16 protein-coding genes, 1 tRNA gene and 1 pseudogene are annotated in these 14,651 nt (G+C 53.5%); 3 read left to right on the top strand and 15 right to left on the bottom strand.

Translation table 11 applies throughout. From position 1 onward, the window contains the following. The 11 genes and pseudogenes from UC14_RS18195 to ccmA form a co-directional block, all read right to left on the bottom strand. The coding region (locus UC14_RS18195) for a transposase domain-containing protein (protein ID WP_198670088.1) at nt 1-348 on the bottom strand (348 nt) is incomplete at its 3' end. A gap of 116 nt (nt 349-464) precedes the next feature. Further along, nucleotides 465-1,232, bottom strand: coding sequence for a phospholipid-binding lipoprotein MlaA (gene mlaA, locus UC14_RS18200; protein ID WP_013574531.1), 768 nt, complete (start codon nt 1,230-1,232; stop codon nt 465-467). 34 nt (nt 1,233-1,266) lie between these two features. After that, the gene (gene ccmI, locus UC14_RS18205; protein WP_112198153.1) at nt 1,267-2,481 is read right to left on the bottom strand and encodes a c-type cytochrome biogenesis protein CcmI; all 1,215 of its coding nucleotides are present in this window, start codon (nt 2,479-2,481) and stop codon (nt 1,267-1,269) included. Then, entirely contained in the window at nt 2,478-2,963 is a 486-nt protein-coding gene (locus UC14_RS18210; RefSeq protein ID WP_112198154.1) for a cytochrome c-type biogenesis protein, read from the bottom strand. Before UC14_RS18210 ends, ccmI begins: the two co-directional genes overlap by 4 nt. After that, nucleotides 2,960-3,511, bottom strand: a complete 552-nt coding sequence (locus tag UC14_RS18215) for a DsbE family thiol:disulfide interchange protein (RefSeq protein WP_013574528.1) — start codon at nt 3,509-3,511, stop codon at nt 2,960-2,962. The genes UC14_RS18210 and UC14_RS18215 overlap by 4 nt, the downstream gene beginning before the upstream one ends. Beyond that, a complete protein-coding gene (locus UC14_RS18220) occupies nt 3,508-5,481 on the bottom strand; it encodes a heme lyase CcmF/NrfE family subunit (RefSeq protein WP_013574527.1) in 1,974 nt (657 codons plus the stop codon). The genes UC14_RS18215 and UC14_RS18220 overlap by 4 nt, the downstream gene beginning before the upstream one ends. Beyond that, complete coding sequence (gene ccmE / locus UC14_RS18225) at nt 5,478-5,972, bottom strand: cytochrome c maturation protein CcmE (RefSeq protein ID WP_013574526.1); 495 nt, start codon at nt 5,970-5,972, stop codon at nt 5,478-5,480. The genes UC14_RS18220 and ccmE overlap by 4 nt, the downstream gene beginning before the upstream one ends. Further along, nucleotides 5,969-6,229: a heme exporter protein CcmD gene (gene ccmD, locus UC14_RS18230; protein WP_013574525.1), complete on the bottom strand. Its 261-nt coding sequence runs from the start codon at nt 6,227-6,229 to the stop codon at nt 5,969-5,971. Before ccmD ends, ccmE begins: the two co-directional genes overlap by 4 nt. Then, nucleotides 6,226-6,962, bottom strand: a pseudogene (locus UC14_RS18235) (heme ABC transporter permease). The gene ccmD and the pseudogene UC14_RS18235 overlap by 4 nt, the downstream one beginning before the upstream one ends. Before the next feature lie 217 nt (nt 6,963-7,179). Then, a complete protein-coding gene (gene ccmB / locus UC14_RS18240) occupies nt 7,180-7,839 on the bottom strand; it encodes a heme exporter protein CcmB (RefSeq protein ID WP_013574523.1) in 660 nt (219 codons plus the stop codon). Between the two features lie 21 nt (nt 7,840-7,860). Further along, nucleotides 7,861-8,502: a cytochrome c biogenesis heme-transporting ATPase CcmA gene (gene ccmA / locus UC14_RS18245; RefSeq protein WP_112151228.1), complete on the bottom strand. Its 642-nt coding sequence runs from the start codon at nt 8,500-8,502 to the stop codon at nt 7,861-7,863. A gap of 248 nt (nt 8,503-8,750) precedes the next feature. Here ccmA and UC14_RS18250 point away from each other — a divergent pair, with 248 nt between their 5' ends. Both UC14_RS18250 and UC14_RS18255 read left to right on the top strand, forming a co-directional pair. After that, nucleotides 8,751-9,668 carry a formate/nitrite transporter family protein gene (locus UC14_RS18250; RefSeq protein ID WP_037036265.1) on the top strand — a complete coding sequence of 306 codons (918 nt, stop codon included), beginning with the start codon at nt 8,751-8,753 and terminating at the stop codon, nt 9,666-9,668. Nucleotides 9,669-9,758: 90 nt separating this feature from the next. Then, nucleotides 9,759-9,833: transfer RNA gene (locus tag UC14_RS18255), tRNA-Arg, on the top strand. A 34-nt stretch (nt 9,834-9,867) separates the two neighbouring features. Here the strand turns inward: UC14_RS18255 and nlpA are convergent. Beyond that, nucleotides 9,868-10,686 carry a lipoprotein NlpA gene (gene nlpA, locus UC14_RS18260; protein ID WP_112198155.1) on the bottom strand — a complete coding sequence of 273 codons (819 nt, stop codon included), beginning with the start codon at nt 10,684-10,686 and terminating at the stop codon, nt 9,868-9,870. Nucleotides 10,687-10,920: 234 nt separating this feature from the next. Between nlpA and UC14_RS18265 the strand changes: the two genes are divergently transcribed. Beyond that, nucleotides 10,921-11,448, top strand: a complete 528-nt coding sequence (locus UC14_RS18265; protein ID WP_037036282.1) for a GNAT family N-acetyltransferase — start codon at nt 10,921-10,923, stop codon at nt 11,446-11,448. A 42-nt stretch (nt 11,449-11,490) separates the two neighbouring features. Here UC14_RS18265 and UC14_RS18270 read toward each other — a convergent pair whose 3' ends face one another. The 3 genes from UC14_RS18270 to UC14_RS18280 form a co-directional block, all read right to left on the bottom strand. After that, a complete protein-coding gene (locus UC14_RS18270) occupies nt 11,491-13,029 on the bottom strand; it encodes an MFS transporter (RefSeq protein WP_112198156.1) in 1,539 nt (512 codons plus the stop codon). Between the two features lie 41 nt (nt 13,030-13,070). Further along, nucleotides 13,071-14,093, bottom strand: a complete 1,023-nt coding sequence (locus tag UC14_RS18275) for a Gfo/Idh/MocA family protein (protein ID WP_112198157.1) — start codon at nt 14,091-14,093, stop codon at nt 13,071-13,073. A 13-nt stretch (nt 14,094-14,106) separates the two neighbouring features. After that, nucleotides 14,107-14,651: Gfo/Idh/MocA family oxidoreductase (locus tag UC14_RS18280; RefSeq protein ID WP_255563095.1), on the bottom strand; the 545-nt coding region annotated here is incomplete at its 5' end.

A 14,651-nucleotide genomic window follows, 5' to 3' on the forward strand; every position in this document is an offset into this window, starting at 1 on the left:
CTCTGCATGCCAGTGTTGCTGAGTGATATCAAACAGAACCCGGATGGCATCTTCACCTAACGTTTTTCTGCGGGCAATAACGGAGCTGGGTGCGGTGAATGAGCGTCCGGTTCGGTCAACAATATCCATCAGATTAACGATATGACTCATAGGCTTATTGTTGAATATGGCCATGCCGATAACCAGCCAGACCATGGACTCGAGGGGGAGTTTACGCTTGCGTAGGGTGACGGTGTCAGTGAGAGAAAAAGCTTGCTGAATGAGGTCAGGAGACAGGAGGTCAGCGAGGCTTTGAACTTCATCGGGGGCAGTGAGATTGATAATACCGAGAGCTTGTGAAAGTTCCATTTAAAAAGGGTCCATGATGAGCATGAACCCTTTTTACACGAGCCACCGGATCGGTCAACTGATCCTTAAACGATCGGCATTAGCCAGAAGGCGCTTTTTTTGTGTGTCCGGAACGGTTATTCCGAGTCGATATCTTTCAGGTCGCCCTGAATCAGTGCGGCGTTCGGGTTTTCCTGCGGCATCAGCTGACCGCCTCTTGCCAGAAAATCATGACGCTGGAAGTAAGCCTCACGTATAAACAGATACGGATCAGAAGAGTTACGGATCAGGCCATCAGAATCGAGCAGTTCTGCACGGGTTTCCACCCCTTCCAGTACCCATTTACCGGCTGACATCCAGAATGTCAGATAGCTGAGCATCGGATACAAATCATCAACCAGATCACCACCTTCATCACGAATTGTCGCGCTGCCGTAACCTGGCAGAACCACATACGGGCCGTAACCCACGCCGTAATGGCCAAGCGTGCTGCCAAAGCCCTGCGCCTCTTCACGCGCCAGTTTCGGGTTCGCCATCCCGGCGACGTCGATCAGTCCCCCCATCCCTAAAATGGTGTTCAGGAAGAAGCGGTTAAAGTGGATCGCTGCACGGTACGGATCGCCTTTCAGCAAGGAGTTAACCATGCTGGCCGGTTCATCCAGGTTGCTCAGGAAGTTGCTGGTACCGTTACGCGCCGGTTGCGGCACGTAATCACGCCACGCCACCGCGACAGGGCGCACAAGATACGGATCCATATAGTTATAGTTGAAGTCGAACATCACCCGGTTGAAACCTTCGAGCGGATCAGAACGTCCCTGCTGTTCGCTGTCCGATGATCCGGATGTGCCGGCACAACCGACCAGTAAAACTGTCGCAAACGCCAGCCCAGTCAGGCGTAAGTTCATGGATATCTCCCTGTTTTTGATCGTCGGTTCCTGATTAAGGAACCTGCTGATTAATCTCAATGCTGACCTGACCGTTGCCGGAAAAATCAGTCAGCGGACTGTCGCCGTACCAGTCACCTGAGGCTGGCGTTGCCAGACCATTTTGTGAAATACGAACGCGTACTTTTAATTGATGCAGCGAAGAAAGCAAGCGTTCCGGCATCATTGCGTTGCTGTCATCGACAGTGATCGCCAGCGGGAAGCGACTCAGCGGCAGCTTTTTCACCGCAACCGGCACCGGACTGCTGCCATCTGTCACCGAAATAAAGACCGTGCCATTCTGCGGAAGTTTCACCTGAGCCTCAGCAGAAAGCGTGACATTGACCGCCAGTTTAACCTGATCCAGCCCCGCTTTTTGTTTTGCCTGCGCAATGCTGGCGTTGACCATTTCCAGGCGTTTGTCACCGGCTGGCAGGATTTTCTGCATAACTTCCCACGCGCCAATGGCTTGCGGGTAGTGTCCCTGTTCATATTCATTATAGGCCAGCAGACTTAATACACGCAGATCACCCTGAGATTTTTCCAGCATACTGCGCAAAAGGTTGCCGCCGGTAAGGTTATCCTGCGGATCGGACGAACGGGTTAACACTTCGGCATAACCGAGTTTGACTGACATATCATCCGGCGCGAGCTGATAAGCGTGGGCATAAGCCTGCGTGGCGGTGGCGGCATTATTGAGCGCCATCCCTACACGGCCAAGCATCACCCAGTCCTGGATATTATGCGGATTTGCCTGCAAATCGGTACGCAATCCGAGCCCTAAATCCTGCACGTCGGTGGCGGTCAGCGGCGCGCCGTGGTCATCAGCAATGCGATGGCGTAAATCGGGCATACGCTGCATGACCTGATTCCACGCACTCACCTGCCCCAGACCACCGGCGTAGAGATACAAACCGAGCGTGATCATCACCAGCAAAATAGCACCGGGCACCAGCGTCCAGCGACCAATCGGCTGAATGGCGGCGGACACCTGACCCGCCGGAATATCAGTCAGTAAGTTTTCCTGCAATTCCTGAATATGCGCCGGACGTTCGTCCACCACGCCCTGCGCTTCGTCTTCTTCCAGCTCAGTCAAACGGTGATGATAAAACGCTTTATTCAGCGCATCGCGGGAAGTGTGTTCCGCGCGGTCGCCACGGATAACCGGCACGATAAACAGCGCCAGTGCAATAACCAGCATCACTACAATGCACAGCCAAAAAATGCTCATAATCCTTTCCTGTCGCTGTCTTTAAGTAACTGCGCCAGGCGCTGTCTCTCTTGTTCTGACATTGATGTGGCCGTGTTTTCAGTGCGCGCAGCACCCCGGCGGGAACGCATAAAAATCATGCCTGCGCCGATAACAATGACCAGCACCGGCCCGAGCCACAAAATAAAGGTAGAGGGCGTGACCGGCGGTTCGTAAGTCACGAAATTGCCATAACGCGCCACCATATACGCGACGATTTGCTGTCTGTCCTGCCCTTCATTAAGCAACTGAAACACCTTGGTACGCATATCGGCGGCGATGATCGAATCCGACGCGGCAATATTGGTGTTCTGACATTTCGGGCAACGCAACTGCGCCGTGATGTCCCGGTAAGCCTGTTCCTGTTCCGGCGATTTGAACTGATACGTGTCGATGGAGGCGAACGCGCTGACACTCAGCAGCATGCCCAGCAACAACGCAGGCAGCGATGAAATCAGTCTCATACATTGCCTCCGTATTTTTTGTACAGCGGCAGAACTTCGGTCTGCCAGACTTTTTCATTTAAGTCACCGGCATGGCGATAGCGGATAATGCCCTGCCCGTCGATCAGGAAGGTTTCCGGCGCGCCATAAACACCCAGATCTAACCCCAGCATGCCGTCGCCGTCGTAAAGACTCAGCATGTAAGGATTGCCCAGTGTGTTCAGCCAGTTGACCGCTTTCTGCCGGTCGTCTTTGTAGTTCAGGCCGACCACACGGACACCTTTTGCCGCCAGCGTATTGAGATAATCATGTTCGGCGCGGCAGGTCGGACACCACGTCGCCCAGACGTTGAGCAGCATCGGTTTGCCATCGCGCAGCACCGACTGATCGTAGGTTTTGCCCGCCTGCGCCAGCGATTCCAGTTTGAACACCGGCACCGGTTTGCCAATCAGGGCTGATTCCAGCAGCGTCGGATCATCGCCGTTGGCATTGCGGGTCAGTTGCACCAGAAAAGCCGCGGCCAGCGCCAGGAACAAAATCAGCGGAATAAAGAGAAGTTTACGGTTCATGCTTCTTCAGCCTCCGTCAGACCTTGCTTCTTAAGCTTTTTACTCATGCGATAACGCGGGTCGAGAATACACAGCACGCCACCGGCCGCCATAAACAGGCCACCGAGCCAGATCCAGCGGACAAAAGGTTTGTAGTACAAACGCACCGCCCACGAGCCATCGTCCATCTCTTCGCCGAGCGCCGCATACAGGTCACGCGCCAGATTGCCGTCGATAGCCGCTTCGGTCATCATGCTGCGCGCCACGCTGTAGAAGCGTTTTTCGGCGTGCAGCGTGGTGACTTGCTTGCCGTTCTGCGTCACATCAATATTCGCCTCACCGCCGGTATAGTTCGGGCCGGTGATGTCGCGAACGTCGCGGAAGATAAAGTGATAATCATGAATATCCACGGTATCGCCGGACTTCATGCGCACATCACGTTCAACGCTATAATTCTGGCTAAACGCGATGCCGATCACCGTCACCGCCACGCCGAGATGGCCGAGCACCATGCCCCAGTGACTGCGGGAAAGTTTGGTCAGACCGCGCCAGAATGAGTGACGATGGGTGGCGCGTTCGTGCAGTTCCATCAGCGTCAGTACAATCACCCACACCGACATCAGCATCCCCACCACGGTCATACCGACGATTTTATCCTGCAACAACCACGGCAGAAGAATCGACAAGACCAGCGTGACGACCAGCGCCACGCCCAGACGACGCCACAGTTTGCTGGGCTCATCACGACGCCAGCGCACCAGTGGTCCGATGCCTAACAACAGCGCCAGCGGCGCCATCAGCCAGGTAAACATCGTATTAAAGAAGGGTTCACCGATAGAAATACTGCCCAGCCCGAGCTGTTTGTGGATAAGCGGCAGCAGCGTACCGAGCAGCACCACCAGCATCGCCGCTACCAGCAATACGTTATTGCCCAGCAAATAACTTTCGCGGGAATGCAGTTCGTGACGGCTCGGAGCACGCACCGAGTTACCTTTAAAGGCGTACAGCAGCAGCGAACCGCCGATCACAATGACCAGATACGCGAGAATAAACATGCCGCGTGCCGGATCAGAGGCAAACGAGTGAACCGAGACCAGCACGCCGGAGCGCACCAGGAAAGTCCCGAGCAGACACAGCGAGAACGCAGTGATGGCCAACAGCACCGTCCAGGCTTTGAACGTCCCGCGTTTTTCGGTGACGGCGAGCGAGTGGATCAGCGCCGTACCCGCCAGCCACGGCATAAAGGAGGCGTTTTCAACCGGATCCCAGAACCACCAGCCGCCCCAGCCTAATTCGTAATACGCCCACGCCGATCCGAGCACGATACCGATGGTCAGAAACACCCAGGCGGCTTGTGTCCACGGACGCGACCAGCGCGCCCACGCGGTATCCAGACGCCCTGCCATCAGCGAAGCAATCGCGAAAGCAAAGGCCACAGAGAAACCGACATACCCCATGTACAGCAATGGCGGATGGAATATCAGGCCGATGTCCTGTAACACCGGATTCAGGTCGCTGCCGTCCACCGGAAAATTCGGCAACGAGCGGATAAACGGGTTGGATGTCAGCAGAATAAACAGCAGGAAACCGCCGGTGATCATGCCCATCACCGCCAGCACGCGCGACACCGCATCCTGCGGCATACGGCGGCTGAACAGCGCCACGGCAAGCGTCCAGCAACTGAGTAATAACACCCACAGCAGCAGCGAACCTTCGTGCGCTCCCCACGTCGCCGCCACACGGTAATACACCGGCAGGTGGGTGTTGGAATTATTAGCAACATAGGCGACGGTGAAATCATTCACCACAAACGCATGCACCAGAATAATGAACGCCAGCGCGATGCAGGCAAACATGCCGTAAGACAACGGGCGCGCCATCGCCATCATCCGGCCATCCTGACGTGCGGCGCCCCACTGCGGATAAATACTCAGCAATACCGCCAGCCCTAATGCCAGACAGAGTGCAAATGTTCCCAGTTCCGGCATCATGAGCGGTCGTTTCCTTTATCGTTACCCACGTAGGCCGAAGCTGGTCCTTTGTGGTTTTCTTTCATGGCGTCGGCAACTTCCGGCGGCACATATTTTTCGTCGTGTTTTGCCAGAACCTGAATGGCATTCACCACATTTCCCGGTTCCATCACACCCTGCGCCACCACGCCCTGTCCTTCACGGAACAGGTCGGGAAGGATGCCGTTGTAGGTCACGGCAATCGCGCCACGCGCATCATAAATTTTAAAGCTCACCTGCAAACTTTTCGGGTCACGTTTCACGGAGCCGGGCATCACCATGCCGCCGATACGCAGGCGCTGGCCCACCGTCGGCATTTCGTGGTCTTCGCCTTTGCCCTGCAGGATTTCACCGGGTGTATAAAACAAATCAATGTTGGATCGCAGCGCGTACATCACCAGTGAAATGCTCAGACCAAGACCGATCAGCACCACCAGCGCCAGCGACAGCCGCTTTTTACGACGTGGATTCACAATAACTTCTCCGGGGAAGTGTCCGGTTCCAGCGGTGACGTCTGTGCGCCTGGCTGTTTTTTAGACTGAGACTGACTGATGCGTTTTTCGCGTGCCTGACGACGACGGACGTCGCCGAGGATTTGCCGGTGCTGAATCAGGGTATGCGCCACCAGCACAACCAGCGAGAGCAGCGTGGCAGCGACCGACAGCCAGACATAAAAGGCGTAGCCGCCCATCGCAAAGAAATCATGCCAGCTTGAGAATGCAGGACTCATCCGCGACGCTCCTTATTCACAAGACCGGCCACCCACGGACGCAGACATTCCTGCACCAAAATCAGGTTTCGTAACCGCATCAGCGTCAGGGTAATAAAGAAGAACAGGTAACCGAAAATCGCCCAGCGCAGCGGATAACGCATGCTCGGGTCGATGGTCTGCTGCATATTGGTGGAACCCTGATGCAGCGTATTCCACCACTGCACGGAGTAATGGATGATAGGAATATTCACCACGCCGACCAGCACCAGAATACCGGCGGCACGCCCGGCCAGACGCCGGTCGTCAAAGGCGTTATACAGCGCTATCACACCGAGATACAGAAACAGTAACACCAGTTCGGAGGTCAGACGCGCGTCCCACACCCACCAGGTGCCCCACATCGGTTTGCCCCATGCTGAGCCGGTGACCAGCGCGATAAAGGTGAAAACAGCGCCAACCGGTGCCATTGCCGCTACCGCCAGATCGGACATTTTCATCTGCCACACCAGGCCGATAAACGCGGCGATCGCCATCCCGCTGTAAATCCCCATCGACCAGATGCCGCCGGGACATGAATATACATAATCCGGTAACTGTTACCTTGCTGGTAATCCGGCGGCGCATAGCCAAAACCCCATACCCAGCCAATCAGCAGGCAGGCAAGCCCCACAATCCCGAGCCAGGGAATGAACCGGCCACAGACGTGGTAAAGCCGTTCAGGCCTGGCGAGTTGATGTAACCATTTCCACATTGTTATCGTTGCTCACTCTAAAATGTCACTGTGTGATATGCCGTGAAACCTCGGTGGGTTCTTGCGCGGTCAGTGTTAAATCACCCGCACTTATTATTGGCAGCTCTATTGTTCACTATAGAGAAGTGTGATGTTAGTCAAAGGTTGCGTTTTTTCTTCTCTATTGTAACGACACGTAAAATAATTCTGTGCTATCGCCTTTTACCGGCAAAAAGTGTCAGTGGATACTCACTCTCAAAGCGGCGGCGGTGGCAAAAGGCGCTAACGTTGCACTGCCTGCCAGCATCGCGCCAAGAATGGCGAGATAACCGCCGATCGGCATCGACATCGAGGCGGCATCAATCGCGCCGGTGGCAAAAATCAGCACCGGAATATACAGCGGCAATACCAGCAGACTGAGCAGAACGCCACCTTTGCGCAGCCCGACGGTCAGCGCCACACCAATCGCACCGATAAAACTCAGCGTCGGCGTGCCCAGTAAAATCGTCAGTGCGACGGCTTTCCAGGTCTCAAAATCCAGCGAAAGCAGCAGCGCAATCAGCGGTGAAAGGATCAGTAACGGCAACCCCGTCACCACCCAGTGAGCACATACTTTCCCCAGAACCGTGAGTGCCAGCGGCGAAGGCAATAACAGAAGCTGCTCGAGCGTGCCATCGAGATAGTCATCACGGAACAATCTTTCCAGCGCCAGCAGGGAAGATAACAGCGCGGCGACCCAGACAATGCCGGGCGCAATGCGCGCCAGCAGTTCAGGCTCAGGGCCGATCCCTAACGGGAACAGCGTAATCACAATCAGGAAAAACCACAGCGGATTGATAATTTCAGCGCTTTTGCGAAAGGCAATTTTCAGCTCGCGGCGCAGGACTTTCGTAAACATTCCTTTTATATCCCCTTCGCGTCACACCGGCTCTGCGCTGGTCAGACGAAGTTTTCGTACGTCGCGGTTAACACCCTGCAAATCCTGATGCGTTGTCAGCAACACCATTCCACCCCGCTGCGCATGCTGTTCGAACAGCGCAATCAGTGTGGCAACGCCTTGTTTATCAATGGCGGTCAGCGGTTCATCGAGGATCCATAGCGGCGCATCGCTCAGCCACAGACGCGCCAGTGCGACGCGGCGTTGCTGCCCGGCGGACATCTGCCCCACCGTCACATCTTCATAACCCAGCAATCCGACGTTTTCCAGCGCCTGATAAATCGCTTCCGCGCTGGCATTACCTCTGACCATCGGGCCATTCACAGACAGATAAAAGGCAAGGTTTTCAAACGCAGTAAGCACTGACTTTACGCCGGGCTGATGGCCGAGGTACAGAAGCTGCTGATGGAAAATATCGCGCTGACGGCGGGTACTCACACCCTGCCAGCGGACTTCACCGGCGTCCGGAGAGGACAGCCCGGCAAGAATACGCAGTAAACTGGTTTTACCGGCACCGTTACGGCCTTCGATCTGCACCATTTCGCCCGGTTCGATAGTGAAACTTAAGCCGCTAAACAGGGTTCGTTCATCACGAACACAGCTCAGATCAAGGGCTTCAAACATGGTGATGTCTCTTATTTTTCACAAGTGTGCATCATATCACAGGCGTCAGGCGCGACGCAGCTCAGGGAGGCACAGTTTACCCGGCTGAAAAGCCTGAAATCCGGCAAACATCTTCTGAAATGTTCCATCAGGTTCATGGGTTAACGGTTTGTAACTTTTTTGTATACCTGCTCATAATTCACCTGCCTCGCCTATGCTTACTCATGAACATATCTGCAATCACTTTGCTTTACTTTTGGGGAACAACGATGGCCGGAGAAAAACAGCATCACAATGACAAGGATGTTGACAGTGACGAACATACACAGGGAAAGGAAATCGAGACCGGTGAAGAGAACTTGCCGTCGAAAGCGGCCGCCGTTCACGAAGTTATCCGCATGGAAGGTGAAAAAGAGCTGGAGCGCGACGGACAGGCGTTGCTGTGGTCGGCAATTGCCGCCGGATTGTCGATCAGCGCCTCGCTGATGGCAAAAGGCATTCTTCACGCCCGCCTGCCCGATACACCGGAACGTTTCTTCATTGAAAATATCGGTTATACCGTCGGGTTCATTATTGTGATCATGGCGCGCCAGCAGTTATTTACCGAAAACACCGTTACTGCCGTGTTACCCATCATGCAAAAACCGACCGGCAGAAACATTCTGTTGTTGCTGCGTTTATGGGGCATCGTGCTGGCGGGTAACGTCATCGGCGGCGGACTGGCGGCGCTGGTGTTTCATCTGGTGCCCTTTTTCGATACCGCAACCGACGAGGCGTTTCGCACCATCAGCATGGATATCATGAAAAAAGACCCCGAAGGTATGTTTGTCGGCGGTATGGTTTCCGGCTGGCTGATTGCCACCATGGTCTGGATGATCCCTTCTGCCGGGACCGCCAAACTGTGGGTGATCATGCTGATGACCTACATGGTGGCGATTGGCGACCTGACGCACATCGTCGTCGGCTCGGTAGAAGTGCTGTATCTGGTGTTCTCGGGCGCCATTCCCTGGTACGAATTTATCTGGCCGTTCGCCCTGCCGACACTGGCCGGCAACATCTTCGGCGGCACCTTTATCTTCGCGCTGATAAGTCACGCGCAGATCCGCAACGATATGAGTAATCAGAAGAAAGCCGAAGCGAAGAAAGAGGAGCAGGAAGCAGCGAAAAAAGAGGCCGCGAAGCCCTGAGTGGCGAGGAAACGACCAAACGGCAGCCTGATGCCTTATTATTACGAGAAAAATGGGTATACTACGCGGGCGCTTTCCACAGGCGCCCGTGTCTCCTTAGTTAAACGGATATAACAAGCCCCTCCTAAGGGCTAGTTACAGGTTCGATTCCTGTAGGGGACACCATTTTTAGTGCTCATAATATTCCCCACAAACACCCTCACCAGCCCGGCACTGCCCCGCCGTTAAAGATTTTTTCTGCCGCTTTTGCCACTTCCGGCGACTGATAGGATTTCAGAAACTCCTGCACATTTTCAGCATCTTTATTGTCCGGGCGCGAAACCAGAATATTCACGTACGGCGAATTTTTATCTTCGATAAACACGCTGTCATGCACCGGTGATAATCCGGTTTGCTGGATATAGGTTGTGCTGATGATCGCCACATCGACTTTCGGGTCATCCAGCACACGCGGTAACTGCGCGCCTTCCAGTTGCATAATATTCAGATGATGGGGGTTTGCAGTGATATCCAGCGCCGTTGGCAGCAGGCCTTTGCCTTCTTTCAGCGTGATCAGTTTCTCTTTTTGCAGCAGCAAAAGTGCGCGGCCTAAGTTGGTCGGATCGTTAGGGATCGCCACGGTTGCGCCGTCTTTCAGTTGATCCACGGTTTTGATTTTTTTCGAGTAGCCCGCCATCGGAAACACAAAGGTGTTGCCGACCACCACCAGATGGTAGCCGTGGGCTTTGTTATCCTGCTCAAGGAACGGACGGTGCTGGAAAACATTCGCATCCAGATCGCCATGTTCGGTCGCGTCATTCGGTAATAATGAGCCGCTGAAACCAACCAGTTCGACGTCCAGACCGTATTTATCCTTCGCGACCTTTTTCGCCACTTCCGCCACATCCTGCTCTGCGCCATTAATCACGCCGACTTTGATATGTTTTGCATCACCACTTTTTTGATCACAACCCGCCAGCAGTAATCCTGCCAGCAAAAACACAACACCCGTGCGTAAATGAGATAACGTCAGTTTCACTTTTTTTCCTTAAAAAATAACCGCTAATGCGTAATGAAAATGACTATAACAGGAGGATGGTCGCTGTTTAAAAAACCAATAAAGCATCGCTAAGAAGAAAAAAGCATATAGATGACCCCACTTAAGTCCGGACATCCAGATCTTTTCCTTATATCAGTCATAAAAAGTTTGCCCTCCCTGACGCATTTGGGAAAGAGTAGACGGAAGAGAAAACACTGATGAGAGCCTGCAAGAATGGAAATTATTGAAGCCGGAGAGCAGCATATTCCCGCGATACAGAAAATTTATGCCTGGCACGTTCTCCATGGAACCGCCTCGTTCGAGACACAGCCCCCGGATGAACGCGAGATGGCGGGCCGGCTGAAGAAGATTAAAGAGGCAGGTTTGCTCTGGCTGGTGGTTTTGCATGAGGATGAAGTGAAGGGATATTGCTATCTGGGTCATTATCGCGAACGCTATGCGTATCGCCACACGCTGGAGGATTCTATCTATATTGATCCTGCTTTTCAGAAACGCGGTGCGGGTAAAGCGCTGCTGCGACGGGCGATAGACTGGGCGGAAACTCACGGCTATCGTCAGTTGATCGGTAACGTCGGTGACAGCGAAAATAAAGCCTCAATTGGCTTACATCTCGCCGCCGGTTTTCAGATGAAAGGCACCCTGCATAGCGTTGGATTTAAGCATGGCCGCTGGCTGGACACCGTGTTTATGCAGCTCGCGCTGGGTGACGGAAACCAGACCCTGCCCGCGCAGGATCACTGACAGAAAATACCTGCGGGCCGGTTGCGGCCCGCAGGTTACGGGTTACTCAATCGCTAACTTTTCCCTCGCGGTTTTACGTGTCGCGCTCCCGCCCCAGACTTCGTTGTATTCGTAACCGGTCAGATCTTTAATCACCTTACGTGACACCTCATCGCAGTCTTCCTGCGCGCCACCCAGTTTCAGACGGGCGGTTTCCTTGATCAGGATTTTATGTGTGTCCCGCGTCAGCTTGAATTTGAAGGTCATGTAGAAGCTGATCGCCAGCAACGCACCGGTGGCGAAGATCATCAGGCCAATGATCGCGTGTAACGCGCTGAGCGGCTGAGCACCCTGCCCTTTCACAAATCCACTTTCTTCCAGCACCAGGCCAATCACCATGATGGCAATCGCAACGGTACTTTTACGGGTAAACACCATCACACCGGCAAAAATTCCTTCACGACGTTTTTTGGTGACTATTTCATCGACGTCCGGGATAAAGCTGTAAATATTCCACGGAATATAATAAAGCCCTGAACGTCCAAAGCCTAAAATAACGAAGATGGAAGTAAAGAGAATTAACGGCACCGTTGCGTTGGTGATATAAATATAAAACAGAGCAGCCAGCACAAAGAATATACAACCATAGGCGATTCGCAGCGCGGCAGAAGGCGAAAGATTCAGTCGTTCCATCACCATCATATAAACAATCGTCGATGGCACAGAAACAAAGGCTGCCACACTTAAATATCCGGAAACCGATCCCACATCCTGATTCAGACCATAAACCACATAGTAGGTAAAGACGGCACCGAATACGTCCATGGCGGTAAAGGAAGCAATATAAATAATAATATGCTGGCGGAACATGCGGATATTAAAGGATGAGATAAAATCTAAAACCAGACTCTTCAGATGATGCCAGAGACTGCCGCCTGTTTCCATTTCCGGTTCCGGCTCATTCGGATCCCGCACGTCTTTGGCTTCCCAGGTACACAGCCATGTGGTGAATACCGCGATACAAAATACCGTGGCGAAGAATATGCCGGTATAGGTATACGTCATCGGATTATCTTTACCGGTAAACATCATGATGACGCCCGGCACAGACACAGCCAGGAAACCGCCGAGCTGCGAGCAAATCATACGCACACCGGCGAGACGGGTACGTTCGCCGAAGCGGTTGGTCATCTCGGCGGCCAGCGTTTCCCACGGCACCAGCACCATCGCTGAAAGTAATTCAATCGACAGATATGTGCCAAGATAATACCAGTAGCCCATGTCCTTTACCCAGACCAGCGCATACAGGAACATCAGTGGCGAACTGATCAGCAGGAAAAACCGGCGGCGACCAAACCGTTTTCCGAGCCAGGTATTTCCGAAGTGATCGGTGATATAACCCATGATCGGACTTAATACGGCATCAATGACACGGGCAATAGCAAAAATAGATCCCGCTTCTAAAACGGTTAATCCGCAATACATGGTATAGAAGAATAAAAGCCAGGTACCGATAACGGCGAATGCACCACCGCCAAATAAATCAGTTACGCCATAGCCTATAGCCGTGCCGTAACCTACTCTGCGTTCAGTAGGTTTCATTATTATTATCCTGTGAATGTAGGGTTATTATTAATAGAGATTTAATCAGCCAGCGTGATCCATTTCCCTGATTGTGAGGAGCGGTAAATCGCACCGACAATATTCAGGGAAACTTCGGCTTGTGAAACAGAGATATAATTTTGTTCTTCCGGATGACGTACAGAATGATAGAAATTCGAGACTGCCTGACGATGACTGTCGCCCCAGTAGCTTTTGGCTGTTCCTGACGGGCTGTCATCACTTATCAGCAGCGTTTTATTTTCTCCTTCAATCAGCCACAACACGTTGTGATACAACTGCAACAGTCCTTTTTCACAATGAATTTCCAGCAGCAACGGAGAATCGGTGCTGTGGCAGTTCGTTGCGTAAAACAATCCATGCGCACCGTTGCCCATTTTCAGGCTGACCATCGCTGTGTCTTCATTTTCAGTCAGTTCACTGAGAAAGGTTCTTTCCACCACGCCTTTCAGCGCGAGAACACCGCCGCCAAACCACTGCATTAAATCCAGCGTATGTATCGCCTGATTGATCAGCAGGCTGCCGCCTTCAGTGGCAAAACGCCCGCGCCACAGGCTTTCGCTGTAATAAGCACCACTGCGCGACCAGGTCAGAATAGCTTTGATGCTCAGCATGTTGCCCAGTTGCCCGCTTTCCAGCAGCGTTTTAATTTTCTGACTGGAAGGATTCAGACGGTTCTGGTAACACACGCCTGTCAGCCCCGCAGCCTGTGACGCCGCGAGTTTAATGGCGCTGACTTCTCCGATATTCAGCGCCACCGGTTTCTCGGTAAAAACATGCTTTCCCGCCGCCAGCGCGGCGAGAATAGCCTCCTTGTGCAGATGATGCGGCAGGCAGATATGCACCACGTCAATCTGCGGATCGCACAACATTTCGTGATAATCCGTGTAAAAATCACAACCATATTCCTGCGCCAGCGCCCGGCCTTTGCCAATATCGCACTCCGCAATCGCCCTTAACTGGCAATCCGGTTCGTGCCGGATCGCTGCCACATGGCAGGTATGGATAGACCCGCAACCGATCACCGCAGCCTGGAGAGTTTTCATCATCTGCTCCCGTTTAGTGGGTTCCGTTTGCCAGCATCTGTGCCCGGATGCACAGCTCGGCAGCTTTAAACGCATGCTCCTGGGTCATGGCGTGCTCGGTGCGGTTCAGGCAATCGAGGATCAACTGACCAAAGAACGGGAAGCCGACGTTGCCGGAAACCGGGTAACGGAACTCGCCTTGTTGATTCACCAGATACACCACGTCCTGCTCGCCGAGCGTGAGATCAACATATTTGCGGATCTCGATATAACCTTCGGTGCCGAGCAGCGTCAGACGGCCGTCGCCCCAGGTGCTCAGCCCTTCTGGTGTGAACCAGTCGCAGCGGAAATAACCCCGTGCGCCGTTATCGCCTTTCAGCATCGTGTCGCCAAAGTCTTCGAAACGCGGATACTGCGGGTGATTGAAATTAAGGGCCTGGGCTGCCACAACCTGCGCGTCACTGTTGCCGGTATAAAACAGAAATTGTTCAATCTGATGGCTGCCGATATCACACAGGATGCCGCCAAAACGCTCTCTCTCGTAGAACCAGTCGGGACGCCCTTCGCCCTCGCGATGCG

Origin of the sequence: Rahnella sp. NRRL B-41462 (assembly GCF_003263525.1) — a bacterium.
GTDB classification, from domain to species: Bacteria; Pseudomonadota; Gammaproteobacteria; order Enterobacterales; family Enterobacteriaceae; genus Rahnella; species Rahnella aceris.

Excerpts from the sequence above, each read along its gene's own strand:
- mlaA (WP_013574531.1), bottom strand. The coding sequence starts at position 1,232 with ATGAACTTACGCCTGACTGGGCTGGCGTTTGCGACAGTTTTACTGGTC.
- ccmI (WP_112198153.1), bottom strand. The coding sequence starts at position 2,481 with ATGAGCATTTTTTGGCTGTGCATTGTAGTGATGCTGGTTATTGCACTG.
- UC14_RS18210 (WP_112198154.1), bottom strand. The coding sequence starts at position 2,963 with ATGAGACTGATTTCATCGCTGCCTGCGTTGTTGCTGGGCATGCTGCTG.
- UC14_RS18215 (WP_013574528.1), bottom strand. The coding sequence starts at position 3,511 with ATGAACCGTAAACTTCTCTTTATTCCGCTGATTTTGTTCCTGGCGCTG.
- UC14_RS18220 (WP_013574527.1), bottom strand. The coding sequence starts at position 5,481 with ATGATGCCGGAACTGGGAACATTTGCACTCTGTCTGGCATTAGGGCTG.
- ccmD (WP_013574525.1), bottom strand. The coding sequence starts at position 6,229 with ATGAGTCCTGCATTCTCAAGCTGGCATGATTTCTTTGCGATGGGCGGC.
- ccmB (WP_013574523.1), bottom strand. The coding sequence starts at position 7,839 with ATGTTTACGAAAGTCCTGCGCCGCGAGCTGAAAATTGCCTTTCGCAAA.
- ccmA (WP_112151228.1), bottom strand. The coding sequence starts at position 8,502 with ATGTTTGAAGCCCTTGATCTGAGCTGTGTTCGTGATGAACGAACCCTG.
- UC14_RS18250 (WP_037036265.1), top strand. The coding sequence starts at position 8,751 with ATGGCCGGAGAAAAACAGCATCACAATGACAAGGATGTTGACAGTGAC.
- UC14_RS18265 (WP_037036282.1), top strand. The coding sequence starts at position 10,921 with ATGGAAATTATTGAAGCCGGAGAGCAGCATATTCCCGCGATACAGAAA.
- UC14_RS18270 (WP_112198156.1), bottom strand. The coding sequence starts at position 13,029 with ATGAAACCTACTGAACGCAGAGTAGGTTACGGCACGGCTATAGGCTAT.
- UC14_RS18275 (WP_112198157.1), bottom strand. The coding sequence starts at position 14,093 with ATGAAAACTCTCCAGGCTGCGGTGATCGGTTGCGGGTCTATCCATACC.